Annotated in this window: 13 protein-coding genes and 1 pseudogene; 9 read left to right on the top strand and 5 right to left on the bottom strand. The window is 45.9% G+C overall.

The window, feature by feature from the left end; genetic code table 11:
* The first annotated feature begins 354 nt into the window (after nt 1-354).
* From ecsA to RAC86_RS22500, 3 genes are read left to right on the top strand one after another with little or no spacing between them, the layout of a single operon-like run.
* Nucleotides 355-1,098 (top strand): ABC transporter ATP-binding protein EcsA, encoded by a 744-nt coding sequence (ecsA, locus tag RAC86_RS22510; protein ID WP_377886042.1) that lies wholly within the window; start codon nt 355-357, stop codon nt 1,096-1,098.
* Nucleotides 1,091-2,317 (top strand): ABC transporter permease EcsB, encoded by a 1,227-nt coding sequence (gene ecsB, locus RAC86_RS22505; protein ID WP_377886041.1) that lies wholly within the window; start codon nt 1,091-1,093, stop codon nt 2,315-2,317. The genes ecsA and ecsB overlap by 8 nt, the downstream gene beginning before the upstream one ends.
* Nucleotides 2,318-2,336: 19 nt before the next feature.
* Nucleotides 2,337-3,047: an EcsC family protein gene (locus tag RAC86_RS22500; protein ID WP_017695368.1), complete on the top strand. Its 711-nt coding sequence runs from the start codon at nt 2,337-2,339 to the stop codon at nt 3,045-3,047.
* 17 nt (nt 3,048-3,064) lie between these two features.
* On the opposite strand, the gene sndC is transcribed toward RAC86_RS22500, so the two are convergent.
* The 4 genes and pseudogenes from sndC to hmoB all read right to left on the bottom strand — a co-directional run bounded on the left by sndC (nt 3,065) and on the right by hmoB (nt 6,646).
* Nucleotides 3,065-4,255 (bottom strand): N-acetyl amino acid acetylase SndC, encoded by a 1,191-nt coding sequence (sndC, locus tag RAC86_RS22495; RefSeq protein WP_377886040.1) that lies wholly within the window; start codon nt 4,253-4,255, stop codon nt 3,065-3,067.
* Nucleotides 4,256-4,326: 71 nt separating this feature from the next.
* Nucleotides 4,327-5,718: a hypothetical protein gene (locus RAC86_RS22490; protein WP_080286179.1), complete on the bottom strand. Its 1,392-nt coding sequence runs from the start codon at nt 5,716-5,718 to the stop codon at nt 4,327-4,329.
* Nucleotides 5,719-5,783: 65 nt separating this feature from the next.
* Nucleotides 5,784-6,101 (bottom strand): annotated as a pseudogene (locus RAC86_RS22485) (hypothetical protein).
* Nucleotides 6,102-6,145: 44 nt separating this feature from the next.
* The gene (gene hmoB / locus RAC86_RS22480; protein ID WP_032721261.1) at nt 6,146-6,646 is read right to left on the bottom strand and encodes a heme-degrading oxygenase HmoB; all 501 of its coding nucleotides are present in this window, start codon (nt 6,644-6,646) and stop codon (nt 6,146-6,148) included.
* Between the two features lie 121 nt (nt 6,647-6,767).
* On the opposite strand from hmoB, the gene RAC86_RS22475 reads away from it, so the two are divergent.
* The 6 genes from RAC86_RS22475 (at nt 6,768) to RAC86_RS22450 (ending at nt 15,646) form a co-directional block, all read left to right on the top strand.
* Nucleotides 6,768-8,912, top strand: a complete 2,145-nt coding sequence (locus RAC86_RS22475; protein ID WP_326144865.1) for a transglycosylase domain-containing protein — start codon at nt 6,768-6,770, stop codon at nt 8,910-8,912.
* A 121-nt stretch (nt 8,913-9,033) separates the two neighbouring features.
* The gene (gene hemE / locus RAC86_RS22470; protein WP_377886039.1) at nt 9,034-10,095 is read left to right on the top strand and encodes a uroporphyrinogen decarboxylase; all 1,062 of its coding nucleotides are present in this window, start codon (nt 9,034-9,036) and stop codon (nt 10,093-10,095) included.
* Nucleotides 10,096-10,166: 71 nt separating this feature from the next.
* Nucleotides 10,167-11,099, top strand: a complete 933-nt coding sequence (gene hemH / locus RAC86_RS22465) for a ferrochelatase (RefSeq protein WP_014663414.1) — start codon at nt 10,167-10,169, stop codon at nt 11,097-11,099.
* A 14-nt stretch (nt 11,100-11,113) separates the two neighbouring features.
* On the top strand, nt 11,114-12,526 hold the full coding sequence (gene hemY / locus RAC86_RS22460; protein WP_003245394.1) for a protoporphyrinogen oxidase: 1,413 nt from the start codon (nt 11,114-11,116) through the stop codon (nt 12,524-12,526).
* Between the two features lie 146 nt (nt 12,527-12,672).
* Nucleotides 12,673-13,248, top strand: a complete 576-nt coding sequence (locus tag RAC86_RS22455; RefSeq protein WP_014479348.1) for a TetR/AcrR family transcriptional regulator — start codon at nt 12,673-12,675, stop codon at nt 13,246-13,248.
* A gap of 70 nt (nt 13,249-13,318) precedes the next feature.
* On the top strand, nt 13,319-15,646 hold the full coding sequence (locus RAC86_RS22450; protein WP_377886038.1) for a YhgE/Pip family protein: 2,328 nt from the start codon (nt 13,319-13,321) through the stop codon (nt 15,644-15,646).
* Nucleotides 15,647-15,687: 41 nt separating this feature from the next.
* Here RAC86_RS22450 and fabHB read toward each other — a convergent pair.
* Nucleotides 15,688-16,659 (bottom strand): beta-ketoacyl-ACP synthase III FabHB (gene fabHB / locus RAC86_RS22445; RefSeq protein ID WP_377886037.1); only part of this gene is annotated, 972 nt, incomplete at its 5' end.

The raw sequence follows: 16,659 nt of genomic DNA, 5'->3' as shown, positions 1-16,659 counted from the left end.
TTATGCCTTTGGTAAGCACCTCATTTGTCAATAAAATGAAGACTTGTTTAATGCCTAACGATTCCTGCGATAAACACCTCATTTGACAATTTGCTTCATACATGAAGAATTCATCAATTCAGTGAAGAGAAATGGTTTGAGCATTGGACATGTTTATTTTCTATCCAACTGTTTCTAAGACGTCTTTGACAAACACCTCATTTTTCAGTTGATATGCTTTTCCTCTACAACTTTTATGATGTCCAGAACCCTGTCTCTTTATGACAGCAAATTCATCATTTGTTAAAAGGGAATTGTTTCAAATCAGGCCTTGTTTTTGGTACTATGAAGAAAAACACTATAAGGGGAGAAACTATGTCTCTGCTATCGGTAAAAGACTTGACCGGCGGATATACAAGGAATCCGGTTTTAAAAAACGTATCATTCACCCTTGAACCGAATCAAATTGTCGGATTAATCGGGCTGAATGGTGCTGGTAAAAGTACAACAATCAGACACATCATCGGGCTGATGGACCCGCATAAAGGTTCAATCGAATTAAACGGTAAAACGTTTGCTGAGGATCCGGAAGGCTACCGTTCACAATTTACCTATATACCTGAAACACCTGTTTTATACGAAGAATTGACGATGATGGAGCATCTTGAACTAACAGCCATGGCATATGGACTGTCAAAAGAAACGATGGAGAAAAGGCTGCCTCCGCTTTTAAAGGAATTCCGAATGGAAAAGAGGCTGAAGTGGTTCCCGGCCCATTTTTCTAAAGGAATGAAGCAGAAGGTTATGATTATGTGCGCATTTTTGGCAGAGCCTGCGCTCTACATTATTGATGAGCCTTTTCTAGGGCTTGATCCGCTTGCCATTAACGCGCTGCTTGAACGGATGAATGAAGCGAAAAAAGGCGGGGCGAGCGTGCTGATGTCAACACACATTTTGGCAACGGCAGAACGCTATTGCGATTCGTTTATAATTTTACATAACGGCGAGGTGCGGGCGCGCGGCACGCTGTCAGAGCTCAGAGAGCAGTTTGGAATGAAGGACGCGGCGCTGGACGATTTGTATCTTGAGCTTACAAAGGAAGACGCTGGCCATGAATAATATGCTTGATATTTGGCAGTCGCGGCTGCAGGAGCATATCAAAGAAACAAGAACATACATGAAATATATGCTCAACGATCACCTCGTCATTGTTTTGATTTTTTTTCTAGCGGGCGCTGCAAGCTGGTACAGCAAATGGATACGGGACATTCCCGCTCACTTTCCGTCCTTTTGGGTGATGGCCGTGCTGTTTTCGCTCGTGTTGACAAGCTCTTATGTGCGAACGCTTTTGAAGGAGGCTGACCTTGTTTTCTTATTGCCTCTTGAAGCAAAAATGGAGCCTTACTTGAAGCAGGCGTTTGTCTACAGCTATGTGTCTCAGCTGTTTCCGCTTATTGCGCTGAGTATCGTTGCGATGCCGCTTTATTTCGCAGTCACACCGGGGGCTTCGCTCGTATCGTATGCCGCGGTCTTTGTCCAACTGTTGCTGCTGAAAGCGTGGAATCAGGTAATGGAATGGCGCATGACTTTCCAAAACGACCGCAGCATGAAACGGATGGACGTCATCATTCGCTTTGCGGCGAATACACTCGTTCTTTATTTTGTTTTCCAATCTGTTTATATGTATGCGCTTCTCGTCTATGTCATTATGGCTGTTCTTTATCTGTATATGTCTTCCGCAGCAAAACAAAAAACATTTAAATGGGAGAGCCATATTGAGTCCGAATTGAGACGAAAGCAGCGTTTCTATCGGATTGCCAACCTGTTTACTGATGTGCCGCATTTGCGAAAGCAAGCCAAACGCAGAGCTTATCTCGACTTTTTGCTGCGGCTCGTGCCGTTTGAACAGCGCAAAACATTTGCCTATATGTTCACCCGCGCCTTTTTGCGTTCGAGTGATTATTTGGGCATTCTTGTCAGATTAACGATCGTTTTCGCGCTGATCATTATGTATATCTCAGCCAGCCCGCTGATTGCCGCGGTTTTGACTGTGTTTGCCATTTTCATTACGGGCATTCAGCTTCTGCCGCTCTTCGGCCACTTTGACCATCTGGCGCTTCAAGAGCTGTACCCTGTGAAAAAAGAAACAAAGCTGAAAAGCTATTTCTCTCTATTAAAAACTGCACTTAGTATTCAAGCGATGCTGATGTCTGTTGCATCTGCCTATGCAGCCGGCTTGACCGGTTTTCTGTACGCGCTGATCGGTTCTGCCGTTCTGATTTTTGTTGTTATGCCTGCTTATATGGCAACCAGGCTGAAAAAGCACGGAAAGCTGTGAACTGAAAAGAGGTAATCAAATGACAGATAATCAGCTGCTGATGCAGGAAGCTTTGGAATGGAAAATGCATTTTTTGCGAAAGGATTCCATGTTTGAACGCTTTTCGAAGCGTGTGCAGACGAAGGTGAATGAACGGATTCCTGAAAAAATCCATACGGTCGTCACCGAGAGTGTAAGAAAAATGGTAGAAGCGACAATGGCCGGCTCCAATATCATCACTTATAAAAAGGATACAAGTGCACTGTCGCTCAGTGAAAAAAACGAATTGGCGAAAAAAACGATTGTTTCTTATCAGAAAGTGGCAGCTGCTGAGGGAGTCGGCACCGGAGCGGGCGGCATTTTTTTAGGCATTGCTGATTTTCCGCTGCTGCTTTCAATTAAGATGAAGTGTTTATTTACCTTGTCTTCCATTTACGGCTTTGATGTCAAGGATGCACAAGAAAGGATGTTTTTGCTCCTCGTGTTTCAGCTTGCGTTTTCGAGTGATGATGGCCGTAAATCGCTTTTTTCTGTCATCGAAAATTGGGAGACGGAGAAAAAGAGCATCGACTGGAGAGTGTTCCAGCAGGAATATCGCGATTATATCGACGTCGTGAAGCTTTTTCAGCTTTTGCCGGGAATAGGAGCGGCAGTCGGCGGAATTGCCAATTATAAGCTGCTTGCTCAGCTTGGAGAAACGGCAAGACATGTTTTTCATCTGAGGATATTAAAGGAAACAGCCGGAGAATAAACACTCCGGCTGTTTTTTTATAGCTGATGATAGGTGATCGCAGCGCCGGCAAGGACCTTGGCCGCTGTCAGCATTGCTTTTTCGTTGATATCAAATTTCGGATGGTGGTGGGAATAGACTCGCTCTGGCTGTTCGGGAGCGGCGCCTGTAAAGAAAAAAGTGCCCTTCACGTTTTGTAGGTAATAAGCAAAATCCTCGCCGCCCATTTGCGGTTCACCGTCAATGACCTGCAGAACGCCCTCGGTATTCTTTGCGGTGCTCACCAAGTGGCTCGTTTCTGCAGGATGGTTCACAACCGCCGGATAACCCTGTTCATAGGTGTACTCATAGGACGCGCCGTGCATGCTGCATATTCCTTTTACAACCGCTTCAATTTCTTTCTCCAGAATGTCCCGGACATTTTCATCAAAAGAACGCGCTGTGCCGATGAGTACTGCTTGGTCTGCGATGACATTAAACGGATTGTCGGCGATGAAGGAGCCTGTCGAAATGACGGCGGATTGAATCGGATTGACTTTGCGGCTGACAATGTGCTGCAAAGAGGAAACGATTTGCGAACCGATCAGGACGGCGTCTTTTGTATCATGCGGATGAGCGCCGTGGCCGCCCTTTCCGAAAACTTTAATCGTAAATCGGTCCGCCGCCGCCATGACGGCGCCGGGGCGGCAGAGAATAGTTCCGAGCGGCTCAGTTGCCCAAAGATGAGTGCCGAATATCACATCCGCGTTTTCGAGACAGCCGTCATCAATCATTGGCTTTGCGCCTCCCGGATAATATTCTTCTGCATGCTGGTGGATTATCACAAATGTTCCCTTCAGTTCATGTTTGTTTTGGTGAAGGACCTTGGCCACTGCGAGAAGAGCTGCGGTGTGGCCGTCGTGGCCGCATGCATGCATGACACCAGGCACTTTGGAGGCGTAAGGGACATCTTTTTCATCTTGAATGGGGAGAGCGTCAAAGTCGGCCCTCAAAGCGACTGTAGGGCCGGGTTCGCTTCCTTCTATATATGCTAAAACCCCTCTGCCGCCAACGTTTGTGCGGATTGGGACTCCTAACGATTCATAATAGGAAGCAATAAATGCGGCGGTTTTTTCTTCTTGAAATGAAAGCTCAGGATACATATGAAAATGGCGCCTGATCTCAACCATTTCTTCAAAACAGCCGTCGAGCTGTTTGTTTATCTCTTTCTGCAGTGTGGATATGGACAAAGCCGCTTCCCCCTTTTCTATGTTTTCCATGATTGTATAGAAAAAGTCTGAATATTTCAACTCAAGCTGTTTTAAAGCATCATCACAGCTGCGAGGGTTGTCACTAAAAGGCCAATCGCGACGGGAATGAAGTTTTTTCTGGCAAGCTCAAAAGGATCAACTTTGCAAATGGCCGCCGCGGGAATCAACGCCCATGGGACCAGTGTTCCTCCGCCCACCCAGATGGCAGAGATTTGTCCGAGCGCGGTCAGAACGGCGGGATCGGCATGGAGAGCGGACGAAAAGAGCTTTGCGATGGAGCCGGCGAGAGAAATGCCGGAAAATCCTGAGCCGTCAAGGCCTGTTATTGCTCCAGCGGCAGTTAATGCAGCGGCGGCAAGCTCCTTTGACATAGGCATCATATGGGATAAAGCAATGCCAAGATCGTTGACAATGCCGTGGGAACCTTTAGGGAGTGAAGTGCCCAGTATGCTCTCATAGCCTGAGTCGCCAAGATAAAAGAAAGCGGCAATCGGGATGACGGGGCCGAAAACCTTAAAACCGAACTTAAATCCGTCAATAAAATAGCCGGTGATTTTTTCAAGCCCTTTATGCTTATACACGAAAAAATGAACGGTAAGGAGGATACAGATTGCAGACCCGCCAATTAACGCGGTGGCATCATTTCCTTGTAGGTTAAACAAGAGCATGCAGGCGATATCTGCAAGAAAGGCAAGCGGAATCAAAAAAGCCAGTATGGACCGCAGGCGTTTTGGCAAGTACAGCGAGTTGTCTTGTTCGCCGGAAAGAACGGGGGAAAAAGAAGCGGGATGCTCCTGTTTTTTGCGTTCGCGCTGAATCATGATAAAGGCAGCGGTTGTTGTAGTCACACCCATAATCAGCACAAGCGGAATGCTGGCCGAGACGACATCACCGACTGGAATGCCTGCTGCATCTGCAGTCAGCTTTGGCGCCGCCTGAATGACAAAGTCTCCTGACAGGGCAAAACCGTGTCCGAATAAGTTCATGGCCATGGCCGCGGCAAGAGGCGTCAAACCGGCACGTGCGGCTGCGGGGAGCAGGACGGCGCCGATCAAAGCGACACCCGGAGAAGGCCAGAAGAAGAGAGAAATGGCGAACATCAGGCCCCCAATCAGCCAATAGGCAGTCACAGGCCCTCTCACAAGGCTTGCAAAGGGAGAAATCATCGCTTCATTTATCCCTGTTTTTGTTAACAAATCACTCATTGAAACGATAAAGCAAATGATGAAAATCGTGGGCAGCAGTTCGCCGGCCGCATAGATAAAGCTGTGGAATAAACTGCTGACAGAAGCTGAAAGTGAATGGCTGGCCCATAGCGATATGATAAAAATGCCGAATAGAGAAATAAATGTCGTGTCTTTTCTCAGCAGCATAAATAGGATAATTGCACCAATAAAAAACACATACAGAACATGGACAGACAAAATCCCGACTTCCATCATCGATCACTCCTTCCGCTTACAGATTATTCATAGGCGGGCGGAAGGTGCCGGGACAGAGGGGAGGGTTATGATGGAAGATGAACATTGATCTGTTTCAGCTGCTCAATCAGATGATGCCTTAATACTCTATTCGCTTTTTGCAGATGTTTTGGGAAGCATTCAGGAGAAAAAATGACGCACCCTTCAGCAAGCCAGTTTTTTCTATAGGCGATGATGCTTTCCGATGGCTCTAAATATGAATTATCCTCGTGCTGCATCTCGTAATCATCAAATCCGAACTGAAAACCGCAGCACGGGCAGATTTCATGAGAATGATTGCGTTCATGATCATATGGCGGTTCAGCCAATCCCTTAAACCCGCAGACTGGGCAAGTATGCTTCATTTTGCTTTCCTCCCAATAAAATAAGCTGCCGGACATGCCGGCAGCTATTCGACAGCGAAATATGTGGTGACATAGGAAGGCCGGGAGAAGATCGACGTTGTGTCAATTCCGGCAGATGTATCGCGTTTTTTGTGGGCTTCTTTGTAAGAACCGGACTGCTGCCAGTCTTGAAAGGCGCTTTCCGTTTCCCACAAGGTCAGAATGACATAGGTGTCACTGTCGATCGGACGGAGCACTCGAATTGCTTCAAAGCCAGGCTCGTTTTCGACTTTTCCCGCTCTGTTTTTAAATCTGTTTTCAAACAGCGGACGCCCTTCCTGAGTGACGGCAATATTGTTCAATACTGCAAAACCGGGATGTTTGATCTCTCCGACTTGGTCAATGACTTCATAAGCGTGTGGTGCCTGGAAAACGGTATCTCCGTTTGTTTCATGAATCAAAATGGCGTTTTCCTGCCCCTGCATCAAAAGGATATTTTCTGAGGGATGCTTCTGTACGATCGTTTTTAAAAAATCGGCTGTCCCATATGTAATATAAACCTTCATATCAGCCACCTCCTGCTTGCTAGTATATCAAAACAATGGTATAAGTTTCTATTGGCGAGTGCTTCGAACATAATTCCAAACAATTTTTCCCATACTACCTTTAGAAAGGCGAGGTGAGTTCATGTTTAAGATAAAGAAAAAGAAACTTTTTATACCTATCATTATTTTAGTGTTAACTGCTTTTCTCGCTTTAATAGGATATATTTCAATTATTTTTCTCGGCCATTATGTCATAGATGAAAAAAAGCTGATACTTCATGCTTCTTCAAAAATTGTTGATCAAAACGGAGATGAGGTTGCAAGCCTGTATACAGAAAATCGCGAACCGGTCTCGATCAATGAGATTCCAAAGCAGGTCAGAGAAGCGTTTATCGCTGTTGAGGATAAAAGGTTCTATGAGCATCACGGCATTGATGCAAAATCTGTCGGAAGGGCAGTGTATCGCGATATATTAGCAGGCGGAAAGGTGGAAGGCGGAAGCACGATCACCCAGCAGCTTGCCAAAAATATTTTTCTGACACATGACAAAACGTTTCTAAGAAAAACAAAAGAAGTGATCATTGCGATTAATCTTGAACGGGATTACAGCAAGGACAAGCTGCTGGAAATGTATTTAAACCAGCTTTACTTCGGACACGGGGTCTACGGCATACAAGCGGCGTCCCACTATTATTTTAATAAAGAAGTAAAAGATTTGACTTTATCTGAAGGCGCTGTTTTGGCCGCTATTCCGAAGGCGCCTTCTACGTACTCTCCGATTTTGCACCCTGATAAAAATAAGGAGCGGCGTGATACAATTCTAGGTATGATGAATGACCAAGGCTATATCAGTGCGAAAGAGGCTGTCACCGCACAGGGCCGAACGCTTGGACTGCATGTGAAGAAACAGTCGGAAACACCTTGGTTTGACAGCTACATTGACCTTGTGATCAAAGAGGCGGAAGACAAGTATTCCATTTCCGGAGAGCAGCTTCTTCAAGGCGGATACACGATCAAGGTGCCGCTCGATTCGAAGCTGCAGAAGACGGCTTACCAGGTGATGAAAGAGGGAAGCTATTATCCCGGAACAGATCAGAATGCCGAGGGAAGCGCGGTCTTTATTAATAACAAGACAGGCGGTGTAGAAGCGGCCATCGGCGGAAGGGATTACACATCCAAAGGATATAACCGTGTCACAGCTGTCCGCCAGCCGGGTTCCACATTTAAGCCGCTTGCTGTATACGGACCGGCGATGCAGGAAAAGAAATTTAAGCCATATTCTCTATTGAAGGATGAGTTGCAGTCCTACGGAGATTATACGCCGAAAAACTACGACAGCCGGTATGAGGGCGAAGTCACTATGTCTGACGCCATTACGTACAGCAAAAACGCGCCGGCTGTCTGGACGCTGAATGAGATCGGCGTTGAAACAGGAAAATCTTATTTGAAAGCAAACGGCATTGATATCCCTGATGAAGGCCTTGCTCTCGCTCTAGGAGGCTTGGAAAAAGGCGTTTCGCCGCTCCAGCTTGCCGGCGCGTTTCATACATTTGCCGCGAACGGAACGTATACTGAACCCTTCTTTATCTCGAGCATAATAGATGAAGACGGAGAAACAATAGCCGATCATAAAGAAGAAGGAAAGCGGGTTTTCAACAAGCAGACGTCTTGGAATATGACGAGAATGCTGCAGCAGGTAGTCAAAAAGGGAACGGCCACGTCCGGCACCTATCACGGCGACCTGGCGGGAAAAACAGGTTCTACATCTTATACAGGCGTCTCCGGCGCGACAAAGGACGCCTGGTTTGCAGGCTATACGCCGAAAATAACCGGGGCAGTCTGGATGGGCTATGACAAAACGGATCAAAACCATTATTTGAAAGCCGGGAGCTCATACCCGACGCGGCTGTTTAAGGATATTTTGACACAGGCAGGAGAAACCGGTCATGTGTTCACAAAGCCTAAAAACGTTAAAGAACTGGAAAGCCCGATTGAGCTGAAGCCGATCAAAACACTCACAGCCGATTACACATTTAAAGCTGCAGGGCTCTTTACCATTGAATTAAAGTGGGACGCTCAAGAGGATGATCGGGCCGTATACAGAATTTATGTAAACAAGGACGGCGAGGAGACGCTTCTTGATTCGGTTGAAGGGAAGGGAAGCTATGAAATTCCTTATGCCAACTTATTTTCGGGCGCGTCTTATAAAATTGTGCCTTATAATACACAGACAAAAAGAGAAGGGGAAGGAACCGATTACGTTCAGCCGAAATTGTTTTCCTCTTAATGGAATTCGGCGATTTTTTGAACTTTGAGCTACATTTCTATACCATTTGCCTAAAACAAGGTATAGTGTAATAAGTCAAGAAATACGAACGTATGGTTGCCGTATGAAAGGTGGAAATCAGATGAGTAAACGAGAAACGTTTAACGAGACGTTTTTAAAAGCTGCGCGGGGAGAAAAAGCGGATCACACGCCTGTGTGGTATATGAGGCAAGCAGGGCGCTCACAGCCGGAATACCGCAAGCTGAAGGAAAAGTACGGATTGTTTGAGATCACACATCAGCCCGAACTTTGTGCGTATGTCACAAGACTGCCGGTTGAGCAATACGGAGTCGATGCTGCAATCCTTTATAAAGATATCATGACACCGCTGCCGTCAATCGGTGTGGATGTTGCAATCAAAAACGGGATCGGTCCTGTGATTGATCAGCCAATCCGGTCTCTGGCGGACATTGAAAAACTCGGCCAGATTGATCCGGAACAGGACGTGCCGTACGTGCTTGAGACGATTAAACTGCTTGTCAATGAGCAGCTGAACGTCCCGCTCATCGGTTTCTCAGGTGCGCCTTTTACGCTTGCAAGCTATATGATCGAAGGCGGCCCGTCGAAAAACTACAATAAAACAAAAGCCTTCATGTACAGCATGCCGGATGCATGGAATCTGCTGATGTCCAAGCTTGCCGACATGATCATCGTGTACGTGAAAGCGCAGATTAAGGCAGGCGCAAAAGCGATTCAAATCTTTGATTCGTGGGTCGGCGCATTGAATCAGGCAGATTACAGAACATACATCAAACCCGTAATGAACCGGATTTTTTCAGAGCTCGCAAAGGAGAATGTGCCGCTGATCATGTTTGGCGTTGGCGCAAGCCATCTTGCAGGTGATTGGCATGACCTTCCTCTCGATGTTGTCGGGCTTGACTGGAGACTCGGCATTGATGAAGCCAGATCAAAAGGAATTACTAAAACAGTGCAGGGCAACCTGGACCCGTCCATTTTGCTTGCGCCATGGGAAGTCATTGAGCAGAAAACGAAGGAAATACTTGATCAGGGTATGAAATCAGACGGCTTCATTTTCAATCTTGGCCATGGGGTATTTCCTGATGTCAGTCCCGAGGTTTTGAAAAAACTGACAGCATTTGTCCATGAATATTCACAAAACAAAAAAATGGGTCAATATTCCTAAGCATATCTTTTGGTATCTTAATGATATCCTGTCAAAATGTTTGTATCAGATCATTAAAGAGGGTGTAAACAGTGAGTAGAAAGAAAATGGGGCTTCTCGTGATGGCGTACGGCACGCCTTATAAGGAAGAAGATATTGAACGTTATTATACACATATCAGAAGAGGCAGAAAGCCTGAACCTGAAATGCTTCAAGATTTGAAAGACAGATACGAAGCGATTGGCGGCATTTCACCGCTTGCCAAAATCACAGAAGAGCAGGCGCATAATCTGGAACAGCACTTGAATGAAATTCAGGATGAGATTACGTTTAAAGCGTATATCGGACTGAAGCATATCGAGCCGTTTATTGAAGACGCCGTAGCAGAGATGCATAAGGATGGCATTACAGAAGCAGTCAGCATCGTGCTGGCGCCGCATTTCTCCACGTTCAGCGTTCAGTCCTACAACAAACGCGCCAAAGAAGAGGCTGAAAAACTCGGCGGCTTAACGATTACGTCAGTTGAAAGCTGGTACGATGAACCGAAGTTCGTGACATATTGGGTTGACCGAGTGAAGGAAACATATGCGTCAATGCCTGAGGATGAAAGAGAAAACGCAATGCTCATCGTATCTGCACACAGCCTGCCGGAAAAAATCAAAGAATTTGGAGACCCGTACCCGGACCAGCTGCATGAATCGGCGAAATTAATTGCTGAAGGCGCAGGCGTTTCCGAATATGCTGTCGGCTGGCAAAGTGAAGGGAACACGCCTGATCCTTGGCTCGGACCCGATGTTCAGGATTTAACACGTGATTTATTCGAACAAAAAGGCTATCAAGCATTTGTATATGTTCCTGTTGGGTTTGTCGCGGATCACTTAGAAGTGCTTTATGATAATGATTATGAATGCAAAGTGGTGACTGACGATATCGGCGCAAGCTATTACCGGCCGGAAATGCCAAATGCCAAGCCTGAATTTATTGATGCTTTGGCAACAGTCGTATTAAAAAAATTAGGACGTTAAAGAAGGCGATGAACATGAGTGACGGCAAAAAACATGTAGTCATCATCGGCGGCGGCATTACCGGTTTAGCCGCCGCCTTCTATATGGAAAAAGAAATCAAAGAAAAGAATCTGCCGCTTGAGCTGACGCTTGTTGAGGCAAGTCCGAGAGTCGGCGGGAAAATCCAGACTGTCAAGAAAGACGGCTATATCATCGAAAGAGGGCCAGACTCATTTCTGGAACGAAAGAAAAGCGCCCCGCAGCTTGTTAAAGACTTAGGTCTTGAGCATTTGCTTGTCAACAATGCGACCGGACAATCCTATGTGCTTGTAAACCGCACCCTGCATCCAATGCCGAAGGGCGCTGTAATGGGGATACCGACAAAAATTGCGCCGTTTGTTTCTACGGGTCTGTTTTCTTTGTCTGGGAAGGCGAGAGCTGCTATGGATTTCATCCTGCCTGCAAGCAAAACAAAGGATGATCAGTCATTGGGAGAATTCTTCCGCAGACGTGTCGGAGATGAAGTGGTCGAGAACTTAATCGAGCCGCTTCTATCAGGGATCTACGCAGGCGACATTGACAAGCTCAGCCTGATGTCGACATTTCCGCAATTTTACCAGACGGAACAAAAGCATAGAAGCCTGATTCTCGGCATGAAAAAAACAAGGCCTCAAGGCTCAGGCCAGCAGCTGACGGCAAAAAAACAAGGGCAGTTCCAGACTCTGTCAACCGGTTTGCAGACCCTTGTAGAAGAGATCGAAAAGCAGTTAAAGCTGACGAAGGTGTATAAAGGCACAAAAGTGACCAAACTCAGCCATAGCGGCTCTTGCTATTCGCTCGAACTGGATAACGGCGTCACACTTGATGCTGATTCAGTAATTGTGACTGCTCCGCATAAAGCGGCTGCGGGAATGCTTTCTGAGCTTCCTGCCATTTCTCATTTGAAAAATATGCACTCCACATCCGTGGCAAACGTCGCTTTAGGTTTCCCTGAAGGCTCCGTCCAAATGGAGCATGAGGGCACGGGTTTTGTCATTTCAAGAAACAGTGACTTTGCGATCACAGCCTGTACGTGGACGAATAAAAAATGGCCGCACGCAGCGCCGGAAGGCAAAACGCTGCTTCGGGCATATGTTGGAAAAGCCGGAGACGAATCCATTGTCGATCTATCAGATAATGACATTATCAACATTGTGTTAGAAGACTTAAAGAAAGTCATGAACATAAACGGCGAGCCGGAAATGACATGTGTCACCCGATGGCATGAAAGCATGCCGCAGTACCATGTCGGCCATAAGCAGCGTATCAAGGAGCTGCGTGAAGCACTTGCATCTGCATATCCAGGTGTTTATATGACAGGCGCTTCTTTCGAAGGTGTCGGCATTCCCGACTGCATTGATCAAGGAAAAGCTGCCGTGTCTGACGCGCTTACCTATTTATTCAGCTAAAACCTCCGCTTTATCGCGGAGGTTTTTTTGATGTTCAATGGCAATATTGTGTAAAAAAATGATTGAATTGAACAGCAGGTTATGATACATTTGCATATGTACTTAATGACTAAAATGTTCAAACGGTCAGTTTCGAGGTGAATACAATGTCAATAGATCGAAAAAAGCTCATTTTGGAGGCGGCTACAAAGTCTTTCACGCAGTTCGGGTATAAAGCGACGACAATGGATCTTGTCGCAAAACTTGCGAACGTGGGGAAGGGAACCATTTATACTTTTTTCAAAAACAAAGAAGAGCTGTTTGACGAGATTTTCACTACTTTATTAAAGGAAATGAAGCAAAAAGCGGATGAAGCGATGGAGCCGAACCTTCCGTTCCATGAAAATGTGCACAGAGCGCTGTTTGCCATTCTGGAGTTCAGGAAAACACATCAGCTGACGATTAAAATTTTCCAAGAGAATGCCGAGATTGGTACAATGGCAGTTCAGGAAGTGATCCAGAAAATGGAGCGAGCCATACTGTCTTATATCAAAAGCAAGATTGAAGACGGGATCAAAAGCGGCGCAATCAAGCCGTGCGACCCTGAACTGACAGCCTTTGTGATGCTGAAGCTTTATATCGCGCTCATTTTTGACTGGGAAAAACAACACCCCCCGCTTGATAAAGAGACAATTGCGGGACTGCTTGAATTGTATGTTGTCAAAGGATTGTCAGCGAACTAGATAATCCTTTCTCTTTGCAAGAAAATGACCATTTTTCATGATGAGTCAGTTTTAGAATGGAGGCATCAGGATGAACACAATACGAAGTCAGTGGAAAGACATCGTAACAAGTAAAAAATTATTGATTCCCATCATCGCCATTTTGTTTGTCCCGCTTATTTACAGCGGCGTATTCTTAAAGGCTTATTGGGACCCGTACGGCACAGTTGACCAGCTGCCTGTCGTTGTCGTCAACCAAGACAAGGGAGCAACGTATGAAGGAGAAAAACTTCAAATCGGTGATGATCTGGTCAAAGAATTAAAGGATAATAACAACTTTGATTGGCATTTTTCCAATGATCTCGACCAATCGTTAAAGGACTTATTGAATCAAAAATATTATTTAGTTGTCGAGATTCCTGAGGATTTTTCTAAGAATGCCAGCACTGTATTAGACAAAAATCCGAAAAAATTGGATCTGAAATACCACACAAATGCAGGTTCTAACTATGTAGGGGCAACGATCGGCGAAAAAGCGATTGATAAACTGAAAGCCTCTGTTTCAAAAGAAGTGACCGAGCAATATACGAAAGTTATTTTTGATAACTTTAAAGATATCGCAAAAGGTTTGAGCGACGCGAGCAGCGGCGCGAAAAAAATTGATGACGGCACAAAGGATGCGAAAAACGGAAGCGCCCAGCTGAAAGAAAATCTGGCGAAGCTGAAGGAAAGCACCGCTACCATCAGTGACAAAACAGCGCAGCTTGCAGATGGAGCGGCTCAGGTGACGAGCGGCATCCAATCGCTTGACAGCTCGCTCGGTAAATTCCAAGACAGCAGCAACCAGATTTATGATAAATCTGGTCAGCTTGCAGCAGGATCAGGCAAGATAACGGGCAAGCTAAATGAACTGAATGCCGGCCTTCAAAAGGTGCAGCAGGGATTGCCTAATCTGACAAACGGGCTGGATCAGCTCAACAGTAAAGCGCAAGAAGAGTCGGAAAAAGCAGCAAAAGCGGAAAAACTCATAAATGCGCTCGATTTAACACAGCTTGAAACAGCTGTGAACAATCTGGAAAAGTCAGAAACAGCGATAAAGGAATTTAAAAAACAGCTGACTGACTTTGAAAACAGTTTGAAAAACCGTGATCAGGCATTTAAAAATCTCATCAATTCGAGTGACTTCTTAACAGCAGAGCAAAAAAGCCAGCTGATTAATTCTGTTGAGAAAAAGCTTCCGCAAGTTGATGCGCCTGATTTTGATCAAATATTAAGCCAGCTACCTACAGCTGATCAGCTGCCTGACATCGCAACGATAAAAAGCTCTCTTGAAGACGTGAAAGCGCAGGTGGCGCAGGTGAAAGCCATGCCGGAAGCTACATCTAAGCTTTATAACGGCGCAAAAACAATCCAAGATGCGATTGACAGATTAACTGAGGGAGCTGATAAGATATACAATGGTTCTCAGAAGCTGACAGATGGCCAAACTAAACTGACAGCCGGCATCGGTGAATATAATAAGCAGTTCGCAAAAGCAAAAGCGGGCTCAGAGCAATTGGTGACAGGAAGCAGCCAAGTATCCGGCGGATTGTTTAAGCTGTTAGACGGGTCTAAACAGGTCCAAAGCGGATCATCAAAACTTGCAGACGGATCTGCATCACTTGATACAGGTTTAGGCAAGCTATTGGACGGCACAGGAGAGCTGTCTAGTAAGCTGAAGGATGCGGCTGATCAAACAGGAGATATCGATGCTGATGATCAAACATATGGCATGTTTGCAGATCCGGTTAAAACCAAAGATGATGCCATTCATTCCGTTCCTAACTACGGTACAGGGCTGACACCTTATATCCTGTCAATGGGCTTGTATGTCGGCGGCATCATGCTGACGGTTGTCTTCCCGCTGAAGGAAGCGTCAGGACGTCCGAGAAACGGTTTTGAGTGGTTCTTTAGCAAATTCAATGTCATGATGCTTGTAGGAATCATTCAATCATTGATTGTGGCGACGGTTCTTCTATTGGGAATTGGTCTCGAGGTAGAGAGCACGTGGAGATTTTACGTGTTTACGATCATTACGAGTCTCGCTTTCCTGGCGATAATTCAATTTTTGGCTACAACGATGGGCAACCCGGGGCGATTTATCGCAGTCATTATTTTAGTGCTGCAGCTGGGAGCGAGCGGAGGAACCTTCCCGCTTGAATTGCTTCCGAATTTCTATCAAGTCATCCATGGCGCATTGCCGATGACCTACAGCATTAACGGATTCAGAGCAGTCATTTCAAACGGTGACTTTGGCTACATGTGGCAGATGGCCGGCGTCTTAATTGGCATCGCCCTCGTCATGATTGCACTAAGCATTACTTACTTTACAATGTTAAGCCGAAAGGAAGAAACATCAGAAGAACAGCCGGCTTCATAAAGAAAAAGAACTTGTTTCCTTGGAAACAAGTTCTTTTTTTGTTACATTCCCCATTTAATAAGCAATCCTGTATAGGTTAATCCGCCGCCAAACCCGAAAAGCAAAACGATTTGATCTTTTTTCAGCTTCCCGGCTTTCACTGCGAGATCGAGCGCCAAAACAATTGAAACCGAAGACGTGTTTCCGTAGTGCTCAACACTAGTGAGCGTTTTTTCAATCGGGAACGGTGTTTTTTCACAAATTGACTCGATCATGCGCAAGTTGGCGCTGTGAGGAACAAACCAATCGAGATCATCAGAGCAGAGTCCTGCTTTATGTAAAAGCCGTTCAAATTCGCCAGGGACGGTTCTTGCGGCCCATTTATATACCTCGCGTCCGTTTTGCACCATTTTTCCAGAACCGACAAGCTGCACACCGTTTATTTCATTTCGCAGTCCGGCACGATACAAAATATCGCCGCCGTTCCCGCTTGTTCCTTGTACAGACGCAAGAAATCCCGGCGTCTCTTCATCTCGTTCCACTAACAGCGCACCCGCGGCATCGCCGAACAGAACGCATGTCGTTCGATCGGTATAATCCGTTACCTTTGATAACGTCTCTCCGGCGATGACGAGAATTTTATGATGAAGGCCTGATGTGATCAATCCATTTGCCAAATGGAGGCCGTAAGTCAGCCCGGCGCATGTCGCATTAATATCCAGCGCGCCGGTGCTTTCCCAGCCGAAATATTCCTGTATGCGGCATGCTGTACTCGGAAAGGCGTAATCGGATGTGGTGGTGGCAACGAGGATCATATCGACATCATCAAGTGTTCCTTTATAACGGCTCTTGAGATTCTTCACCGCTTCTATGCATAAATCAGAGGTAAATTGATGTTCATCCGCAATCCGGCGTTCTCTCATTCCTGTGCGCTGAACGATCCATTCATCAGAGGTATCAACGATCTTTTCTAAATCTGCATTGGTTAAACGTCTGCTCGGCGCATAGGTGCCGATAGCTGTAATTTTTGCTTT

The organism is Bacillus sp. LR_5, from assembly GCF_042709275.1.
Note: the sequence above shows the minus strand (reverse complement) of the source record. Positions and strands in the feature narration are given on the sequence as shown.